This window comes from Colwellia sp. E2M01 (assembly GCF_018860585.1).
Taxonomy (GTDB): Bacteria; Pseudomonadota; Gammaproteobacteria; order Enterobacterales; family Alteromonadaceae; genus Colwellia.
This window is the reverse complement of the sequence record NZ_JAHKPR010000076.1, coordinates 75,806-92,877: the sequence shown is the minus strand read 5'-3', so window position 1 is coordinate 92,877 and position 17,072 is coordinate 75,806. Positions and strand designations below refer to the sequence as shown.

The following is a 17,072-nucleotide window of genomic DNA, read 5'->3' as shown; positions in this document are numbered from 1 at the left end:
AAAAATAGCAGTAAACTTGAAACATATCAGCTTGATGCATCAAACAAAAATATAACTTAAAGCCTTAAGTGCTTAGTTAGTTTAAGGCTTTAGCTATTTTCCTATCTAGCAAATTAATTACTTGCTAAAAAAGGCGCATATTGATTGTTTTTACCCAGTATTGCCTGCGTACCTTTAAGTGAGAAATTATAACCACATAAGGTAAAGCTGCCTCTAAAAGCGAGAGCTTGTACTATTTCAGTACTATCAAGTGGTGAGAAACTCGCAAAGTATTCACTACCATTTTCAACAATAACGGCTAGTGGGCGAATAGGATCGCCTTTGTTAAAGCTAATTTTTTCACAACTCTCATCACCTTTTGCTGAGGCTAATGACCAGCGTTCGCCGTCGTCTACTTGGTCTGCTTGCCAATGAATAATAATGCCTTGGTATTGCGATAAATATAAATTGAAATTATCAGGCATGGCTAATAAGTGCTCTCTATTTGCTACTAACGAGCTAGCACTATTTTGTAGTAATACTTGCTCTTGCATTACTTCAGGTGTCTTTATCACCTCATCAGGTTGGCTAAAAGCATTAAGTAGACTATTAACAAGTACAGCAATAAAAATTAAAGCAACGGTTATAAGCATACCAAGTTGCAGTTTCCTATTACTAAGAAACTTCAAACGAATAAGCTCGCCAATATCTGCTTGTTTATGCTCTGTATCATTTATATGATTAGCATAACCATTAGAAAAGTCGCTAGGGTATTCTTCGTTGTTATTCGCATTAAAGCCTGCAATGGTATTAAGCTCTGCTATATTTTCGCTTGTTTGTTGTTGTTCATTACCTTTTTGCGTGGCTAAAGTTGGTTCAATTCTTTGATTATGTGTTTGTGTGTTCGCAGGGGCATCAATATAACTACTTAAATCAACGGGGCCGTAATATCCTAAAATATAGGCTCCTTTAGCTTTTTTATTTCTACTTGGGTAAGTCAGAAGTAGAGCGGTACTTAATAACGGTAAAATAAATAAGTAATAACTACTGCTGTTATCTATAAATAAACTCATTACACCGGTTAGAAGAAATAAACCACCTGGGACAAGCTGCCAGTTTTTAGTTAATTGGGCGTCATGTAAGCGACGTTTTGTACTACAAACAAGTACCGTAGTTAATAAGAGGAGTACGATAAAGTTAAAAGCTAAAGCGCTAGAAAAAATAGCAGAGAAAAAAATAAAGCTAAGCAGGCTGAATAATGTAGTAGCCAAAAAACGGCTACGATTATCAAACCCTTTGAAACAAAATGTTGCTTGTATAAATGGCACAAAAACTCCCATTAAAAATAGTTAAAAACACGTGATTCTTGGTTTGTTGTAAGCTATTAGCAAGCTTACAAATTCAATAATTATTTGGCTATATTACATGGTAATCAATATGGTAATTAATACGGTAATTAACATGGTAATAATTATCAAGTTAGAAATCAGTACTAATGAATTCGGTAAGCAGGTAAATCAATTTTTTCTAACTTTAAGCCGTAAAATGACAAGCTACCTTGATTGTTTGATTCACCATCACCACTAAAGTCAAAATCAAAAATACTGTAAATACATGGACCATGTTGTTTACTAAACTTTAACCGGCTTGAGCGCCTAGCCAATGCGATAAATTGTAAGTCACCTTCTTTGCAGTAACGGCGAATATGATGCTCAGCTAATTCTGATACTTTTCGTAGGTAAACAAAGTACCAACAAAACAAACAAAAGAGCAATAGGTAATAAATATTTTCCATATGGATAACCTTACTTAAACTTTATTTTTATTGAATTCTAATCTCGCTGCAAGCTATCGCGGACTAAACTATCGTGGACTATATAGTTGTCCAATAGCCTCTGCCAGCTCAGTTGATCTGTTCTCACAACGAATACAAGCAAAAGCAACATGTCTAACTAAAGGCACAGAAACTAGGTCTTTAAAGATGCTAGAAAATAATTGTAAATCATTATGTTTTAGCAACTGTTCAAAATAACACATTAATATTTCTTTATCCGCGAGTACCTGCCAACAGCGACTTGATAAAGTAATAAGTAACTCTTTACTGACTTTATCTTTAGCTAAAAGTTGCTCAACCATCACTTTCATATGGGGATGATTACTACTTGCTGCAAGGGCGCGTAATAATTGCGTCGTTTTTATTGGTTGTGCTGCAGCCTTTGTTGAAGTGGTAGATAACTCGGCCTCTAAAAGACTCAGTAAAATTTCAAGTAAAGCGATGGGGTATTGCTCGTTTTCTAATGCACTACAAACAGGCGATAATACTTGCTCGGGTAAATAAGGTAAGGCAGCTTTTAATAATTCACTGTGGTTATCTTGATTTATTCTGGCGATAAAATCAGTAATACCTTGTACGCCAATATGCTGCCAGTTTTGCCAAGCAGCAATTTGCTTGTTATCGCTTGCTGTCATGTTACTTATGTTTTGTATTAAATATTGTTTAAATACAAGAAAGTGTTCACTCGGCGCTTGCTTTAAATCAACTTTGATTTTGCTATTTAGACTGGCTAATTTATATTGTGCTGGCGTAAAAAGGTATGGATTACTACTTAGCAATTCCTCTTGTTTTTTTGACGCTTGTTGCGTTAAATCAGCACCTAAGGCTTCAACAATAATAGCAATTAAATGATTTCTCGCGCCTTGGTTTAATAGTCCGCGTTCATCTAAGGGAAGTTTTAATATCCATAAATAAGGTTGTGCCGATTTTTTTTGCCAAAATGCAATAGCAAAGCAAGCATGGCCTTGTGTGGGGGTTGGATAAGGTAATTGGTTTAACTCTACTTTCTCAAACACTTCTTTAGATAGTTTAGTAACTAACCTCCCCATGTCATAAAGCCGATATTGAGAGCCTGAAAGCTTGAGTAACTCTGAAATAGTTGCAATATTTTGTATTGATGTAGGTTGTGTCATAAGCCGTCTTTATAAAGTCGTTTGCAGTAAAGTGTTGATTCTAAAATTATTGGCCACATTTTAACTGAGGCTCAACAGTAACCCAAGCGTATTGCTGCTTGTTATCGCGAGATATTATAAGGATAATGTTCTAGTTATCCAACCGTTAAAAGTACACTGTAAGCCTTGTTTTTACTGGTTAACACTGTTTTTTATGTGCTTTGTTATTTTGAATAATATTAAGCGCTTAAATATTAAACGCTTACAATTTATCGTTATAAACAAAAAAGGCGCTTAACTGCTGATGTTAAGCGCCTTTTTCGTCTGTTTTTCTTTATGCTGCCAAGTGTCTAAATGCTTCTGCAACCACTGGGTTGTGTAGCTTTTCAGCATATGCAGCAAGGTAGACTTTTTCAGCGGGTAAGCCGCTAAGTTCCACCATTTTATCCAGTGTTTCATCTGAGGGGGTTTTGTTGCCGCAACGGTACTTACTAAACGTTCCCCTTGTTATACCTAGCTTTTTAGCTGTTAGGTAGTCGGAATCGCCTGCCGTAACTGCATTGAGTACGTCTTGAAAATTCATGCTTTCACCTTTTGTAGTTGACAATTGAATGATAGTCCAACTGCTTCACAAGCGCAATACGTTTCCCTTTTGGGGTCTTTTTCTTGTTTCATCATTGTGATACGTTACGTTTGCTTTCGGGCTTTGATTTCACCTTGTGGTTGACGCTGTAGGTCACAAAGCCCGAAACATTTACTTAGTTCCCCGTGGCGGCCAGTTGGCCAACTGGCCGCCATTAATTTTACGGGGTAAATCATAACGGGGATAAACTTAATGCAAACTGAACAACCGATATTTACAAAAGAACGCTGTATTGAATTAGCCAAAGATTGCTTGAAAGGCGCTAGATATTGGCGTTTAAAAGGCTGTATTGAGTCTGCGGCTATGAATTTAAATGCCGCATCCGATTGGCGTAGAAACGCCGCTACATACAACCTTTAGCGAACAAAACAAAGCCCATGCTGTAAAGCGTGGGCTTTCTTTTGCTCGTTAAAAAGCTGTTTAACTGTTCAGGGTGCGATTGGATCATAGTGAATTATTTGTGGTTGTATTCATGTTAAGCGGTGGGTTTGAGTAACCAAAGTAGGCTATCACGGAAGTATTACCAACAAGCCTACATCGTACGAAGTGCTAAATACGCGGGGGTAGTGCCTTGCATTGAAAATCTGGGTCGGGGTTCACCACAGCACCAGTCTAAAAACGCGCGGTAGATAGTTTTTTCAATAGTATTTAGTTTGGTGGGGCGATTGGTATGGGGGCGTGAAAGCGTTCGTATAGCCCACCTCTATCAGCTGAAACATAGTTAAAAAGTGCATTCTTACGAGTGGTTTTTTTAACTATTTGTTTCATTGGTAACTGACTATTGCAATTTAAGTGTTAAAAGCGACAGCAAGTCGCATTTTTTAATACTGATTTGCAAGGGGCTTGTTATCTCTGAAACGAAGTGGAAGAGATAACAAGGGTACAGCTTTAGGCGCTTGCGCCCAGCATCATTATCTCTAAGGTGGAGAATTGGAGCGATAGCGACCACCTTTAAGCGCGAGCCCTGAAAGGGCTTGTAAGAGGTCTTTGTTTTAATATTCAGTTTTAAAGCAATTAACAATAACACAGCAGAGTGAGCCTACTACCAAGCCTTAGCGGGACAACCTTAACTACGGTAGTGCTCGAATCTATCAGGGGTTGAAATTTTTCGCCTCAAAAAAAACGCGGCAATAAAGGTGACCGGTAATGCAAAAAGTTGTTGATTTTGAATTAGGACAAAGCGCTTTTTTTGGTGGTAAACATCATAGCGAATGCCCGTTCAAATTACCGCATCGTAAAGCTGCTTGGTTGCGAGGTTTTCGCGCTGCTACGTACGAAAACACCAACAATCCCACAGTAACTACAACAGAATCGACACACGGTCACATAAAAAATCTAAGAAAACTCTTTAAACCCAATAGCGGCACGTTGTGAAACGCCCCTAAACTTTACTTTAAACTGTCGGGAGACACGATAAATGAAAAAACTACTTAAATTCTTTAAATCTAAACTTTGCCCTAGTGTTGATGAAACACTAAACACCTTTCAAGAAAAAATTGATTCACTGTCTGAACGTGTTGACTTAGATGTTGATGAAATTATCTTTGCTAATAATAAAATTGAAGCTCTTTACAATAGAAAGCAAGTTCTATTGCTGAATATTGCCAAAGCTGAAAACGCTATAGAGCAATTAGAGAAAATCACTCAAGCTTAAAGGCTTAAATACATTTACTGTCGGGAGACACGAAAATGCAAAAACAAATCAAAGATATTCAACTTGAAATTGAAGCCGCTGAAAATACTAGCGACTTTCGCCCCGCGCAAAAAGTTACTCATCTTAAAAATGCACTCAATAAAGCGATCTCTTTAATGTCAGAAATGGCGGAAAGAATCGAAACTTTAGAGGTTAACACTAATGGCCAATGAATCACTGGGGCTAATTAGTTGCTCTGGTTGCAATGGTGATGCCCACATAAAACGAAAAAAAACAGGTAAAAAACTGCTCTATTTGCATTGTAAAAATTGCGGCCTAGACCAAAGAAGCGGAAAGCTCTTGCAGGAGCGTTGGCAACAGGCCATTGATGGTGGCGCAGCTTTACCGCCCGAACGTGAAAAAAGTTCTTTAATTAATGAAAAATCAAACAATAACCTTAACGAGTGGGAGCCAGAAGATGGTAACAGCAACAGCGACAACGAGAAAAGCAACAAAGACGATAGCGGAAGAAGTGGCGGCGGATTTAAAGCGCTCGCAGGACTTGGAATCGCCGCCGCCGTCATTCTTGGATTCGGCGCAAGATAGCGGATTAATTGCGGAAGAATTACCAAGCTATGATGATTTAGACCAATTTACCGGAACCGCAAGTGGTGCAAGCGACACAAGCGAGGCAGCACCCGAAAATAAAAACGAAAATTCGGGCGGTATGTCTAAGGAAGATGCTTTTACCTTTGCGGCGGGGGGTGTTAGTTATTTAGAGACATTATCAAGCGCCTATGTCGGTGCTGATATTGTGATACCCGATAGTCAAAAAGAAGATATAGCAAGCAAAGCAACGGCGGTAATACAAAAACATTTCGGTAATGCTGAGTTACCGCCATGGCTTGAAAAGTTCAAAGAAGAAATAGCGCTCGGCGTGTCGTTGGGGACTTTTGCTTTTTCGGTGTACCGCCAGAAAAAAGCATTTGATAAAGAGCAAGAGATAAAAAACAATCAAGAGCTTGAAGCGAAAACACCGAGTCAGGATTATGCAACAGGGGCGAGCGATGGCGATTAATAAAGATAACTCTTTAAAAGCTTTGCATTGCTGTTATACGGCAGGGACGGGAGGCGGTAAAAGTGTCGCAGTGCAATACGCAGGAACCGTACCCGCCAACCCCTGTTTGGCTATTTTCGACCCTTACGGAGATTATGAATTCCACCGCGGAGACCCAAAAAACCGCGGTTTTGCGGGTAAAAAGGTACATCATTTTGAAACAAGGGTAAAATTTGCAAATCAGTTTGCTAAGGCGTGGCGGAGTGGTTTGCCTTTTCGCATTGCGTATATGCCAAAAGAGCCGACACGAAAGGAAATGTTGTGGTTTTGTGAATTGATGTGGCGCGCGTGTGACGGTAACAGGCGGTTGGATATGGTTATCGAAGAGTTAGCGCGTTGGACTGATTCAAACGCAAAAGAGACCGGTAGATTGGGTGAGTGTTTGACGGGCGGTAGAAAATTCGGCTTAGTTGTTCACACAGTTTTTCAGCGCTCAACAGAAGTGAGCAAAACAATACTAAGTCAATCACCTTTTAAAATTATCGGAGTTCAGGAATCGAGAAGCGATGCGGAGCGCATGGGTAAAGAGTGTGATTTAACGCTTGCTGATATAAAAAGCCTTGAGCCGCTAACGTATTTTAAAGCGACTGGCGGCTTGGGTAATGTCGAAAAACTGGATTTAAGACATATTTTTGACAAAAGCAGAGCGAAAACAGCGAAAAACACTAAAACAGCATAGCGAAACGAGCTTTACACGCTAGCGAAACGTCTTATTAAATTGTGTCTCCTAGTGGGTACTGTTGCGAAACACGCCCACAGTTTTTTTTATGTCGGGAGACAAAACACATGAACATCAAAAGCACAATTAAAAGCTCTTTAGCTTCTATTTTAGTTTTGGCGCTAGTTAAGAAGTTTGCGCCATTCTCTGTAACAAAACACTTATAAGGGGCTGATTCATGAAGTCTCTTAAACAATTACCAACGATTGCCAATGTTGCGGCGGGTAATAACGTATCTATCATGTTGCCCGTTGGTAATACGTATGAAGCAATACACTTACATTATTCAGGTGTAACCGCTGCGCAGCTAAAAAACATTAAAATTGAAGCTAACAACCGTTTAATTTCTGAATATCCGAGTGGAACACGCTTGATTAGCATGGATTCGCACTACTCAAGAACCCAAAAAAGCGGCGTGTTAATTTTTAATTTTAACCGCCCCGAATTACACAAACTTGGGGATACTCGCTTTTTCGGTTTTGATACAAACCGAAGCCAAGGCATTACAACAGCAAATATCTCAATTGAAATTGATGCAGCAGCAAGCGCGCCTGTTTTAACGGCTTATGCTCAAACAGTGCAAAGCGTTCAAGGTGTGCCGAATTACTTAACAAAAGTGCGCCGTATGTTTGTTAATGTGTCCGCGGCAGGTACGTTTGAAATAGACAATATACCGAAGCCCGTAGGAGCATCAATTGCAGCTATTCACTTGTATATGCCAGATGTTGGCGATGAAAACTCCGATGGTTTATGTGAAATAACAAAAGCCGAATTGCTTGTTGATAATACGAACTGGCATGATTTATCGGCAAGTAAGGCGGCGGTATTTCAGCAGCTTAACGGAAGAACGCCACAAGTATCTGATTCGACTGTTATTGATTTGATTTTAGATGGTGATGTTCAACACGCTTTGCCGCTTTCCTACAAGGACAGTAGCGGTAATCAGTTACCAATCCAAGATATGCGATTGCGCTGCGAAGCAGCAAGCGCGGGTCAAGTCGAGCTGATGGTTGAATATATTGATGTTTGGGGAGCGGGTCGCTTCTAAGGGGTTGTTATGAGTATTGAAAATACAGCTACACCCGTGGCAACAGCTAGTGCGGGCGGGCTTTGGCAATCAATTAACGGCGGTCTGGGTGATGCGTTAAGCCTTTGGGGTCAAGTTGAGCAGATAAAAGCTGACCGAAGCACCTCGGGTCAAGATTTGCAAGCGGCAGTATACGAGCCAGAGCTAGATAATGCCGCAGCGGTGCAAGTAGACCAATCGCTTTTGGCGGTTGGTGCTCACACTAAGCCAACAACGATAAACGTTAATAAGCCGTTGCTTATTGCTAGTCTTGGCTTGTTGGGTCTTGCGTTTTATATGCGCATGAATGGCGCTAGATAATTAATTGATAGTAATAATGGCCGCCCAAGTCGGCGGCTTTTATTAAGGAGTTTAAGGTGGGTGCGATGCAGTTGAGTTCGAGCACAAGCGACCAAACATCAAGCGCTACAGACGTAGGGTTTACAGGTGGTTCATTAATCAAAGGTAATTCAGGAATAGATAGCAATGTTATTGCTGTTGTTGCTGTTGTTGCTCTTTTGTTCTTGTTGAAAAAGGGGTAGTGAATGGGGCTTTTCAGTGGCGGCGGCTTTTTCGGGTCGGGCGGCAAAACAAACACGGGTAACACCGAAACTAGAACCAATAACTTTTCAAATACGCAGGATTTTTCGGGCGCTAATACTGTTTACTCTTCGGTTTCACCTGTAAATATTGATTTCGGCGAGAAAGCGAAAGATGGTTCAAGCTCTGCGGCTTCTGCGGGGTCTGTAATAATAGAGCAAACAGACCATGGCTCGATAGGCGAAGCCATGCGACTAGCTGAAGGTGCAACAAGCGGCGCTTACTCTTTTGCTGAAGGTGTTACAAAAGATATAGCGGCAATAGCTAATAATTCAGCAAATAACGCGTATTCATTAACGGGTGATGCTTTCGCCTTTGCTGACGGCGCAATAAATACAAATGCTGCGCTAGTTTCGCAGTATGGTGATTTGTCTACGCATATGCTCAACTCAAGTTTGAGCGCTAACGGTATGGTTTTGGATAACGCTGCACAGTTGATTGCTAATCAAAGCGATAACAATTTAAATGCGGCATTGAGTATGGGTGAGTTAGGCTATATGCAGTTGATGGCAGGAAATGATTTGGCGGAAAGCCTTAGTAATACGTCATTTTTGCAGCAGCAAGATAATAATGATTCACTAAATAATGGTTTTAAGTCAATGATGCAATTTGCTGATAATGTGTCGCGTTCGGACGGTGCAAATTTAGCAGAATCAACAAATAAAATGTTTATGGTGATAGGCGGTCTTGCGGGGCTTGGTTTTATTGCTTGGACGTTAAAAGGTAAAAAATAATGCTGCAAAATATTTTATTAAAGGCTAATGAATGGAATTCGATATCCGCTTTAGGGAAACATATTAATGTAGTGCTTGCCGCGGGTGATATTGACGCGCGAATAACAATGCAAAACTCAACAACATTTGAGACTAAGCTAGTTAGCGGTATGGCTTTTCCTGTTCCTGTTGGTTTTGTGAGTGTGGCATTTAGAAGTGAAGTTACACAGCAAACCAAAATATGGCTCGGTGATTTGCCGCTAAGCTATATACCGTTGGAGTTGAAAACGGTAGGCGCAAGCTCTTTAACGCAAAGCAGAAAAAGCGTGTTTTTTGGTAAAATTACAGAGCTAGTACCACCCAGAATTGGTCGCGGAAAAGTGACAGTACAAGCAAATAAGGCGTTTAATATAGGCGGCATAGGTTCAACATTAAATAGCACTATTACAATACAGGCGGGTGATAGTTTTAGTATTAATACTCAGGATGCAATATATGCGCATTCGTTAGATAAAGATGATATTGAAGTAGAGGTATCAAAACCCGCAATACCTATGCAGGTAAATAGAGCAAGCGCAGATGTGGGGCAGTGTGATGACATGTACTTTAATCATGTATTGAATGAGGTAATGGCTTATCGCGGCTACGGCTTAAAGTTTTACGCGCTAAGTGCTGACTTGAGTACTATGGGTGCATCTTTGCCGTGCAATGGTGGCTCCTCGTTTAATCTGATGATAGGCACCGGTCGTGTGGTGGGTGATACACTTGTTATTTTGTGTCTTGTGGGGGGGAAGATGACAGAAAGAACAATCGAATTATCTGATTATAGTTATATAGATAAAGATATTAGTGGTGGCGTAAGCGTAGGTAATGCGGGACATGCAGAGATTTACGGTTCTAAGTATTTAGTTAAGTATGGTCCGAATAGTGGTGACAATGTCGTTATTGGTAGTTTTGATAATTCATCCGCCCAAGTCGTTGACTTATCAACACTGAATTGGACGAACAAAATTGCAGCGGCTGCGTATATAAACAAGGATGGAAATATCGCTGTTATGGGGAGGGACGGGGTTTGCGCAGTAACAGAAGATTTAGGGGTGACGTGGACGTCAGTACCTTTAAGTATAGCTGATACGTACACAAATGAAAAAAAAACAGGTATTGATACTGAAAGAGGTAGAATATATCTCTGTTCGGGGAGTGATATTTTTTATTCTAGCGATGGTGGCTACACGTATAACGATATGATTGAGGCACCGATGATGAATGGGCGACATAGTGATATACAACGGTTCGGTGTTTCGGGGGGGTATTTGCATATACTGACCCGTGACGGCGTACTTTCTTATGATGTAGAAGCGGGCGCGTGGGATTCATTACAGTTAAGGGGTGTTGTTGGTGGTGATATTACACATAGAGGGTTAGCGGTAGATAACAGCGGCAAAGTTTTCTTGTTACTTCAGTCGGCAGGGGTTCATGTTATAGAGTTGGCGGGCGAAGTTGTCACAGTTGGCGGGTTAGGTGTCTCGATAATGTCAGAGTTAAATTAATGAAAGCTAAAGCGGCAGCGATAGCCGCCGTTTTTATTTTAGGATTTTATATCATGAAAAATAATTCTACGCCGCGAGGCATTAGAAACAACAATCCGTTAAACATTCGCACAAGTAATGATGATTGGTTTGGTTCGGTCGGTAATGATGGTTCGTTCGTGCAGTTTGAAACGGCAGAACATGGCATAAGAGCAGCCTCCCGAATTCTAAAAAGCTATCGTGATAAGTACGGGTTAACAACAATAACGGAAATTATCACGCGATGGGCACCGCCGACCGAAAACGATACTGATAGCTATATTAATAGCGTTGCTCAAAAGGTTGGTGTTAGTGCTGAAGAGTCGTTAAGTGAAATTGATTATATAAAGCTTATCGAAGCTATGATTTATCACGAAAACGGACAGCAGCCGTACACCATATCAACAATACAAGACGGTTTTAAAATGGGCTTTTATTCATGAAAGTAGAAAAAATACTAAACAGTAAAGCGGCCATGGTTGGTGTTGGTGTTTTAGCGCTTGGTGTGGTGGGGTATTTTGCCACGCAAAAAGCAGCGCAAGCAGCGACACAGGCGGCGGGGGTTGTTGGTAATTCTATCAATCCGTTAAATAACGATAATATCTTTGCTAGCGGTGTTAACGCTGTTGGAGCAAAGTTATCAGGGTCTAGCAATTGGAGTTTAGGCGGGTGGATTTATGATATTACGCATGATTAACTTTAAGTTGTGGGAGTGGGTAACATGATGTCTCTTATCTTGTCGATTATCGGCGGAACGTTTAAAGATTGGGTTAGTAGTAAATCAAAAGCAGAACTACTAAAAGCGGAGGCAAAAATTGAAAATTCAAAAAACAGCTTGATTGGTTGGTCTGATGAATTTTTAGTGTTGATTTGGTCATATCCTTTTATAAGCTTGTTTATCCCGCCCCTGCGGGAATCAACGCAGGCAGCTTTTGAACAATTGGGGATTTTCCCTGACTGGTACGTTGGCGGGTTTTTATCTATAAGTTTTGCTGTTTTTGGTATAGATAAGCTCTTTAGGTGGAAAAAAAACAATGATTGATTTATTACCAACATTAAAAGACCTGGCGGAATTAGGAATAACGCCCGTAGGCGGTATGGCGCTTTTTTTCTTGTTTAAGTTTAACAAAATAACAAGCGGCTTTGATAAGCGTTTAGCGCTACTTGAGCAGGCTGCTGAAAAATGTGCAAAGTGTTAAATTATAACGTTGTTAAGTTTGTTCGTACGTACAAGGGGGCGTGTTCGTGCGAACAAACATTAATAATGTTATTAAATGCACCTAAAGCTTAAATCTGTTTTAAAATCTGTTTTAGAATCTGTCCTAAACATTCCCGCCGTAAATCTACCTAATACTTGCTCGCCTTTCTTTACTTTTTGCGCGGCTTTTTCGTTTTCGTATAAGCCTTGGTAAATAGTGTTTACTTCATTTACTTCATAACCTGAAAACTGCTTATATTCACAATAGTTTTCTGCGTTAGTGTTCGCCTTTAATAGTGCCTCTTCTCTACTAATAGCCGTAGTAATTGTTATTAATTCGCCGCCTTTTAACGGTGTTACTGCACTATATAAACTCGGCTTTGAAGAGCAGCCAGCCATTAACACAGATAAGGCCGCGGCAGTTAAGAGTAAATTTCTCATTAAATGATCCTTATTTTTAATTAGTATTTTATTGATAGGGTAAAGCTTAATTATTGAAACGGCAACAGTTTAACAGCTTCGGCCTTTGTCTTTTCTCCCCGTAAATCATAAATTTTTGTTGTGTCTGGGCTAGAATGCCCTAAAAGGCTTTGTACTGTAAATAAATCAACATTACATTCTAAAAGATTGGTTGCATAGCTGCGCCGTAAGTCGTGCGGTGTAAAATGTTCTTGTTTTGAATATTTAGCTATTTTACTGAATATGTCGCTATATCCTTTTTTTGCAATGCGCTCGTTGATGATGTGATCGCCTTTTTGCACCCGCAAAAAAACGTACTCACAATCAAAAGCAAGCCTAGACTTTAACCACCTTTTAACGTGTTTAAGTACAAAAGCGGGCAAAGGGATTATTCTTTGCTTGTTTCCTTTACCTATTACAACTAAAACATCATTGTTTATGTTTTCTTTCTTAATGCTCGCAAGCTCACTAACTCTTAACCCTGCGCCGTAAGTTATGGCTATTATAGCTGCGTTCCTGCAACCTGCCATTGTTTTTAAGTTCAAGCAGCGCTTAACTATATTGTTGATCTCTTTTGGTGTGAGCGCTCGGCCAGTTGCAACGCGTGAACCTTTTACACGCTTTATATCTTTTATATGTAAATAATCATCCGTTGCAATCAATTTTAAACGCCATGCATCAAGCGCAACGCTTTTAAATATAGATAAGTAAGTGTTAATCGTTCCCGCGCTATAATCGTCATTCTGAAGATCATGTTTTAACTTTATTAATGCGGAATAGCTTAGTTTTGACCAATCGAATGACAAATAATTACTATTTTTTTGTAATTTATTGCATAAACGATTAAGAGCTAAAGCCGTGTTTTGTGCATTTACTGGGGAATCGAGAGAAAAAATATAATTTTCTGCGGGGTTTTTATAGATTTTTTTGTTGTTTATATTCAATTTTTAATTCCTTTTTGTTATATATGGGTCACTTAAATAAAAAAGTCGAAACAATGATTTTTAAAGGTTTATATAAAAAAATAGAGTGAAACACTAAAAAACAACAGTTAAAGCGGTTTTTAAAGTACAATTAGGTGGTATTTTAAGGATAATGACGACATTAACCTAATAAAACTCAGCTATTACTCAAATTCAAGTACGCTGAACTCGTATTTTTATGTGATTATTAGTATGAACTAGGCAGTAAAAAACATGAATGATGAAGTAGTACTTAAAGCTAATAGTAACTTGCAAATGAATATCGATAATCAAGCTGAAATTAATGAAGATCCAGATAAGCCCGTTTTGACTATTTTATATCAAGATGAGTTTATGGTGGCTGTCGATAAACCTGCGGGATTATTTGTCCATCGTAGTTTTATGGACAGAGATGAAATTTATTTTGCTTTGCAGTTAGTGCGTGACCAAATTGGACAATATGTTTATCCCGTTCACCGTTTAGATAGGCCAACATCTGGAGTACTGCTTTTTGCTTTAACAAAAGAAGTAGCGACTTTGTTAAGTGAGGCTTTTGCTAATAAATCTAAACAAGCGGATCTTTTAATAACCTCCTTAAAAGCGTCAGATATTAGTGCCGAAGAAAAGGGGAGAGCGGCATCTGATATTGAAGCTGCATCACAAGCTAGCACAATGGTTAAAACCTATTATGCGCTCGTACGTGGTCATTTAACTGTACCTGAAGGTTTAATTGATCATCCACTTAAAGAAAAGCTAGATAAGTTAGGCGATAAAAATGTTAGTCGTGATAAGCCCGCACAATCGGCGCAGAGTTATTATCAGATAAAACAACAAGCGAGTTTACCCATCCCGTTAGGAAAATTTGATAGCGTGCGTTACTCTCTTGTTGAAGTACGCCCCGTTACGGGAAGGCGACATCAAATACGTCGTCATCTTGCTCACTTGAGAACCCCTATTATCGGCGATATTAATTATGGTGATAATAAGCAAAACCCATTTTTTAATCAGCATTTTGGCTTTAAACGGTTAATGTTACATGCACAATCATTAGCCTTTGATCACCCTATCACTCATGAGCGAATTAACATTGTCGCGCCTTTTGATGAACAGTGGCAGCAGGTGTTTACTGAACTGGATTGGTCAATAGATTAAGCTCTAGTTCCTACTTTATATTTCTCTAACTAAAACAGTAACTTTTACTCGGGGTAATTATTTCAGGTAAAGGAATATCCCAACTTTCTACAGGGACTTCTTCAACACGCTGACAGTCATGAGCTAAGCCAAGCGGATATAACTTTGTGCTTTGCCAGTTAGCTAAGCTGCGATCGTAAAAACCACCGCCCATACCTAACCTTGCGCCTGAGCCATCAAAAGCGACTAAAGGCGTGAAAATAACATCTAGCTGATTCAGCGGGCATACTTGAGTCACATCTAATTTCGGCTCTAAAATACCGTAAATATTATTGATCAGAGGCGTGTCTTTTTGGTAGCGCAAAAAGAGTAAATTACCAGGGCTAAAAGGGTGAATTACCGGTAAGTACACGGCTTTATTTTGTTGCCAACACCAATCAATAAACCGAGTTGTTGATAACTCACCATCATTACTCAAATAAAGTGCAATATGTTGCGCTTGTTGAATTATTTTATGGGTAGCTAACCGTTCACTTAGTGCAATTGCCGCTGCATTTTGTTCAATGCTTGAAAGTGAATTACGACGTTGTCTTATTTCTTTACGAAGTTGTGTTCTCATATTCATGGGCGTATCTGTAGCAAGGTTGTAGGGTTTATTATCAGCATAATAACCAAGAAAATTAAACGATGAGTACACAATGACTCATCGTTTTAGTCAATGTTGCTATACTCTAATTTTATTGTCAGTTTCTTCGTCAGCCAAGCTTTCCCAGAAACGACTTTTAAAAGCAATTAATAAAATCACAATACCTATGCCAATACTAAATAATCCAATTTGTAGGTAAAGATAAGGTAGTTGCTCAACATTATTAGGATCAAAATTACCAGCTAACAAACCTGAAATGATATTACCTATTGAGTAAGTTAGTACGAATATGCCCATCATTTGCCCTGCAAAACGTCGCGGCGATAATTTACTTACCGCGCTCAGGGCTACTGGGCTTAAGCATAACTCACCAACGGTATGTAAAAAGTAGGTTGCCACTAACCAGTATGGCGCTACCTTCATGCCTGATGCGGCATATTGCGCTGCAAAAAACATTACCAGAAAACCACTGGCCATAACTATTAAGCCCATAGCACACTTAATACCGTAAGACGGGCTAACTAAACGTTTACCTAAATTAATCCATAAGGCAGCAAAAAAAGGCGAGAGAAGTACGATGAAAATAGCGTTTAACGATTGAAACCAGCCGGTAGGGACTTCGTAATTACCTATCATGCGATCGGTATAATCTCGAGTAAATAAATTAAGAGAAGATCCTGCTTGCTCAAAGCCTGACCAGAAACAAGCGGATGCCACACAAACGAGTAATAGTGCCCACAAACGCTTCTTTTCATTAGTCGTTAAATTACCGCCAAAATAAATAGAGCCATAATAGATAAAGAAAACTAAGGTAAAAGTAACCGCAATATATTGGGCGATAGCAACAGGGTTAACTGTCATTAATCCCGTCATAATTAAACCCATCACAACAGAGATAGTTACCAAAATACTGCTGATTATTATCCAGCTTATTTTTGTATTTTTGACTGATAGCGGGAAAGAAGGTTTTGCGCCGGCACCGTTTAAGGTAGCAAGCGTCTTTCGATAATGAAGTAAACCGAAAGCCATACCTACAGCTGCGGCACCAAATGCCCAATGCCAACCGTAATTTTCTTGATCTTCCATTAAATAGCCACAAACAGAGTAACCAATAACAGCACCTATATTGATGCCCATATAGTAGATAGCGTAGCCACCGTCACGTCTTTTATCTTCGTAAGAATATAGTTGCCCGACTAAAACACCAATATTAGGTTTTAATAAACCTGTACCTAACATGACAAAAACTAAGCCGACAAAAAAAGTATTATCATTAGGTATCGCTAGGATTATATGACCACACATAATAATTAAGCCGCCATACCACACTGCTTTTTGACCACCAATTAACCTATCGGCAATCCAACCGCCGGGTAAGCCCATGAAATAAACGCTACCTGTATAAAGGCCATAAATTGCAGCAGCAGAAGCAACAGTAAGACCTAAACCACCTTCTTGTAATGTTGCTGTCATGAATAAAACCAGCAACATTCTCATACCGTAGTAACTCATGCGCTCCCACATTTCGGTGAAGAATAAAGTCTTTAGGCCCGCAGGTTGGCCAAAAAAAGCAGTGTCAGTTTGAGTTGACATAATATTTTCCTTTCAAAATACGCAGAACGATTGTTGTTGTTGTTGTTGTTGTTGTTGTTGTTGTTGTTGAAAAGTGTTTGGCTTATTGTTCGAGATTATT

25 protein-coding genes are annotated in these 17,072 nt (G+C 39.5%); 17 read left to right on the top strand and 8 right to left on the bottom strand.

Features of this window, described 5'->3' with window-relative positions:
• Positions 1 to 113 precede the first annotated feature (113 nt).
• The 4 genes from KO502_RS15015 to KO502_RS15000 all read right to left on the bottom strand — a co-directional run bounded on the left by KO502_RS15015 (position 114) and on the right by KO502_RS15000 (position 3,532).
• Positions 114 to 1,307: a DUF805 domain-containing protein gene (locus KO502_RS15015; protein ID WP_216023383.1), complete on the bottom strand. Its 1,194-nt coding sequence runs from the start codon at positions 1,305 to 1,307 to the stop codon at positions 114 to 116.
• 164 nt (positions 1,308 to 1,471) lie between these two features.
• On the bottom strand, positions 1,472 to 1,774 hold the full coding sequence (locus KO502_RS15010; RefSeq protein ID WP_216023382.1) for a DUF3301 domain-containing protein: 303 nt from the start codon (positions 1,772 to 1,774) through the stop codon (positions 1,472 to 1,474).
• 68 nt (positions 1,775 to 1,842) lie between these two features.
• Complete coding sequence (locus tag KO502_RS15005; protein ID WP_216023381.1) at positions 1,843 to 2,946, bottom strand: DUF3549 family protein; 1,104 nt, start codon at positions 2,944 to 2,946, stop codon at positions 1,843 to 1,845.
• Positions 2,947 to 3,259: 313 nt separating this feature from the next.
• A complete protein-coding gene (locus tag KO502_RS15000; RefSeq protein WP_216023380.1) occupies positions 3,260 to 3,532 on the bottom strand; it encodes a helix-turn-helix transcriptional regulator in 273 nt (90 codons plus the stop codon).
• A gap of 228 nt (positions 3,533 to 3,760) precedes the next feature.
• Here KO502_RS15000 and KO502_RS14995 point away from each other — a divergent pair, with 228 nt between their 5' ends.
• The 16 genes from KO502_RS14995 to KO502_RS14920 all read left to right on the top strand — a co-directional run bounded on the left by KO502_RS14995 (position 3,761) and on the right by KO502_RS14920 (position 12,182).
• Complete coding sequence (locus KO502_RS14995; protein WP_216023379.1) at positions 3,761 to 3,928, top strand: hypothetical protein; 168 nt, start codon at positions 3,761 to 3,763, stop codon at positions 3,926 to 3,928.
• 786 nt (positions 3,929 to 4,714) lie between these two features.
• A complete protein-coding gene (locus KO502_RS14990) occupies positions 4,715 to 4,942 on the top strand; it encodes an Rmf/CrpP family protein (protein WP_216023378.1) in 228 nt (75 codons plus the stop codon).
• A gap of 43 nt (positions 4,943 to 4,985) precedes the next feature.
• The gene (locus KO502_RS14985; protein WP_216023377.1) at positions 4,986 to 5,222 is read left to right on the top strand and encodes a hypothetical protein; all 237 of its coding nucleotides are present in this window, start codon (positions 4,986 to 4,988) and stop codon (positions 5,220 to 5,222) included.
• 35 nt (positions 5,223 to 5,257) lie between these two features.
• Positions 5,258 to 5,434 carry a hypothetical protein gene (locus tag KO502_RS14980; protein ID WP_216023376.1) on the top strand — a complete coding sequence of 59 codons (177 nt, stop codon included), beginning with the start codon at positions 5,258 to 5,260 and terminating at the stop codon, positions 5,432 to 5,434.
• Positions 5,424 to 5,807 (top strand): hypothetical protein, encoded by a 384-nt coding sequence (locus KO502_RS14975; protein ID WP_216023375.1) that lies wholly within the window; start codon positions 5,424 to 5,426, stop codon positions 5,805 to 5,807. Before KO502_RS14980 ends, KO502_RS14975 begins: the two co-directional genes overlap by 11 nt.
• A complete protein-coding gene (locus KO502_RS14970; RefSeq protein ID WP_216023374.1) occupies positions 5,764 to 6,279 on the top strand; it encodes a hypothetical protein in 516 nt (171 codons plus the stop codon). The genes KO502_RS14975 and KO502_RS14970 overlap by 44 nt, the downstream gene beginning before the upstream one ends.
• Entirely contained in the window at positions 6,269 to 6,997 is a 729-nt protein-coding gene (locus tag KO502_RS14965; protein ID WP_216023373.1) for a hypothetical protein, read from the top strand. The genes KO502_RS14970 and KO502_RS14965 overlap by 11 nt, the downstream gene beginning before the upstream one ends.
• Before the next feature lie 217 nt (positions 6,998 to 7,214).
• On the top strand, positions 7,215 to 8,084 hold the full coding sequence (locus tag KO502_RS14960; RefSeq protein ID WP_216023372.1) for a major capsid protein P2: 870 nt from the start codon (positions 7,215 to 7,217) through the stop codon (positions 8,082 to 8,084).
• A 9-nt stretch (positions 8,085 to 8,093) separates the two neighbouring features.
• Positions 8,094 to 8,423 (top strand): hypothetical protein, encoded by a 330-nt coding sequence (locus KO502_RS14955; RefSeq protein ID WP_216023371.1) that lies wholly within the window; start codon positions 8,094 to 8,096, stop codon positions 8,421 to 8,423.
• A gap of 65 nt (positions 8,424 to 8,488) precedes the next feature.
• The gene (locus tag KO502_RS14950) at positions 8,489 to 8,644 is read left to right on the top strand and encodes a hypothetical protein (protein WP_216023370.1); all 156 of its coding nucleotides are present in this window, start codon (positions 8,489 to 8,491) and stop codon (positions 8,642 to 8,644) included.
• 3 nt (positions 8,645 to 8,647) lie between these two features.
• Positions 8,648 to 9,436: a hypothetical protein gene (locus KO502_RS14945; RefSeq protein WP_216023369.1), complete on the top strand. Its 789-nt coding sequence runs from the start codon at positions 8,648 to 8,650 to the stop codon at positions 9,434 to 9,436.
• Positions 9,436 to 10,965 (top strand): hypothetical protein, encoded by a 1,530-nt coding sequence (locus KO502_RS14940; RefSeq protein ID WP_216023368.1) that lies wholly within the window; start codon positions 9,436 to 9,438, stop codon positions 10,963 to 10,965. The genes KO502_RS14945 and KO502_RS14940 overlap by 1 nt, the downstream gene beginning before the upstream one ends.
• A 53-nt stretch (positions 10,966 to 11,018) precedes the next feature.
• Positions 11,019 to 11,426 carry a virion protein gene (locus KO502_RS14935; RefSeq protein WP_252730788.1) on the top strand — a complete coding sequence of 136 codons (408 nt, stop codon included), beginning with the start codon at positions 11,019 to 11,021 and terminating at the stop codon, positions 11,424 to 11,426.
• Positions 11,423 to 11,680, top strand: coding sequence for a hypothetical protein (locus KO502_RS14930; protein ID WP_216023366.1), 258 nt, complete (start codon positions 11,423 to 11,425; stop codon positions 11,678 to 11,680). The genes KO502_RS14935 and KO502_RS14930 overlap by 4 nt, the downstream gene beginning before the upstream one ends.
• 24 nt (positions 11,681 to 11,704) lie before the next feature.
• Entirely contained in the window at positions 11,705 to 12,025 is a 321-nt protein-coding gene (locus KO502_RS14925; RefSeq protein ID WP_216023365.1) for a hypothetical protein, read from the top strand.
• Positions 12,018 to 12,182 (top strand): hypothetical protein, encoded by a 165-nt coding sequence (locus KO502_RS14920; RefSeq protein WP_216023364.1) that lies wholly within the window; start codon positions 12,018 to 12,020, stop codon positions 12,180 to 12,182. Before KO502_RS14925 ends, KO502_RS14920 begins: the two co-directional genes overlap by 8 nt.
• Before the next feature lie 71 nt (positions 12,183 to 12,253).
• On the opposite strand, the gene KO502_RS14915 is transcribed toward KO502_RS14920, so the two are convergent.
• Both KO502_RS14915 and KO502_RS14910 read right to left on the bottom strand, forming a co-directional pair.
• Positions 12,254 to 12,622, bottom strand: coding sequence for a hypothetical protein (locus KO502_RS14915; protein ID WP_216023363.1), 369 nt, complete (start codon positions 12,620 to 12,622; stop codon positions 12,254 to 12,256).
• 50 nt (positions 12,623 to 12,672) lie between these two features.
• Positions 12,673 to 13,584 carry a tyrosine-type recombinase/integrase gene (locus KO502_RS14910; protein ID WP_216023362.1) on the bottom strand — a complete coding sequence of 304 codons (912 nt, stop codon included), beginning with the start codon at positions 13,582 to 13,584 and terminating at the stop codon, positions 12,673 to 12,675.
• A gap of 294 nt (positions 13,585 to 13,878) precedes the next feature.
• On the opposite strand from KO502_RS14910, the gene KO502_RS14905 reads away from it, so the two are divergent.
• The gene (locus KO502_RS14905) at positions 13,879 to 14,754 is read left to right on the top strand and encodes a tRNA pseudouridine(65) synthase TruC (RefSeq protein WP_216023397.1); all 876 of its coding nucleotides are present in this window, start codon (positions 13,879 to 13,881) and stop codon (positions 14,752 to 14,754) included.
• Positions 14,755 to 14,779: 25 nt separating this feature from the next.
• Here KO502_RS14905 and KO502_RS14900 read toward each other — a convergent pair whose 3' ends face one another.
• Together KO502_RS14900 and KO502_RS14895 are read right to left on the bottom strand one after the other, a co-directional pair.
• Positions 14,780 to 15,358, bottom strand: a complete 579-nt coding sequence (locus tag KO502_RS14900) for a 5-formyltetrahydrofolate cyclo-ligase (protein WP_216023361.1) — start codon at positions 15,356 to 15,358, stop codon at positions 14,780 to 14,782.
• A gap of 99 nt (positions 15,359 to 15,457) precedes the next feature.
• A complete protein-coding gene (locus tag KO502_RS14895) occupies positions 15,458 to 16,972 on the bottom strand; it encodes a peptide MFS transporter (protein WP_216023360.1) in 1,515 nt (504 codons plus the stop codon).
• Positions 16,973 to 17,072 lie beyond the last annotated feature (100 nt).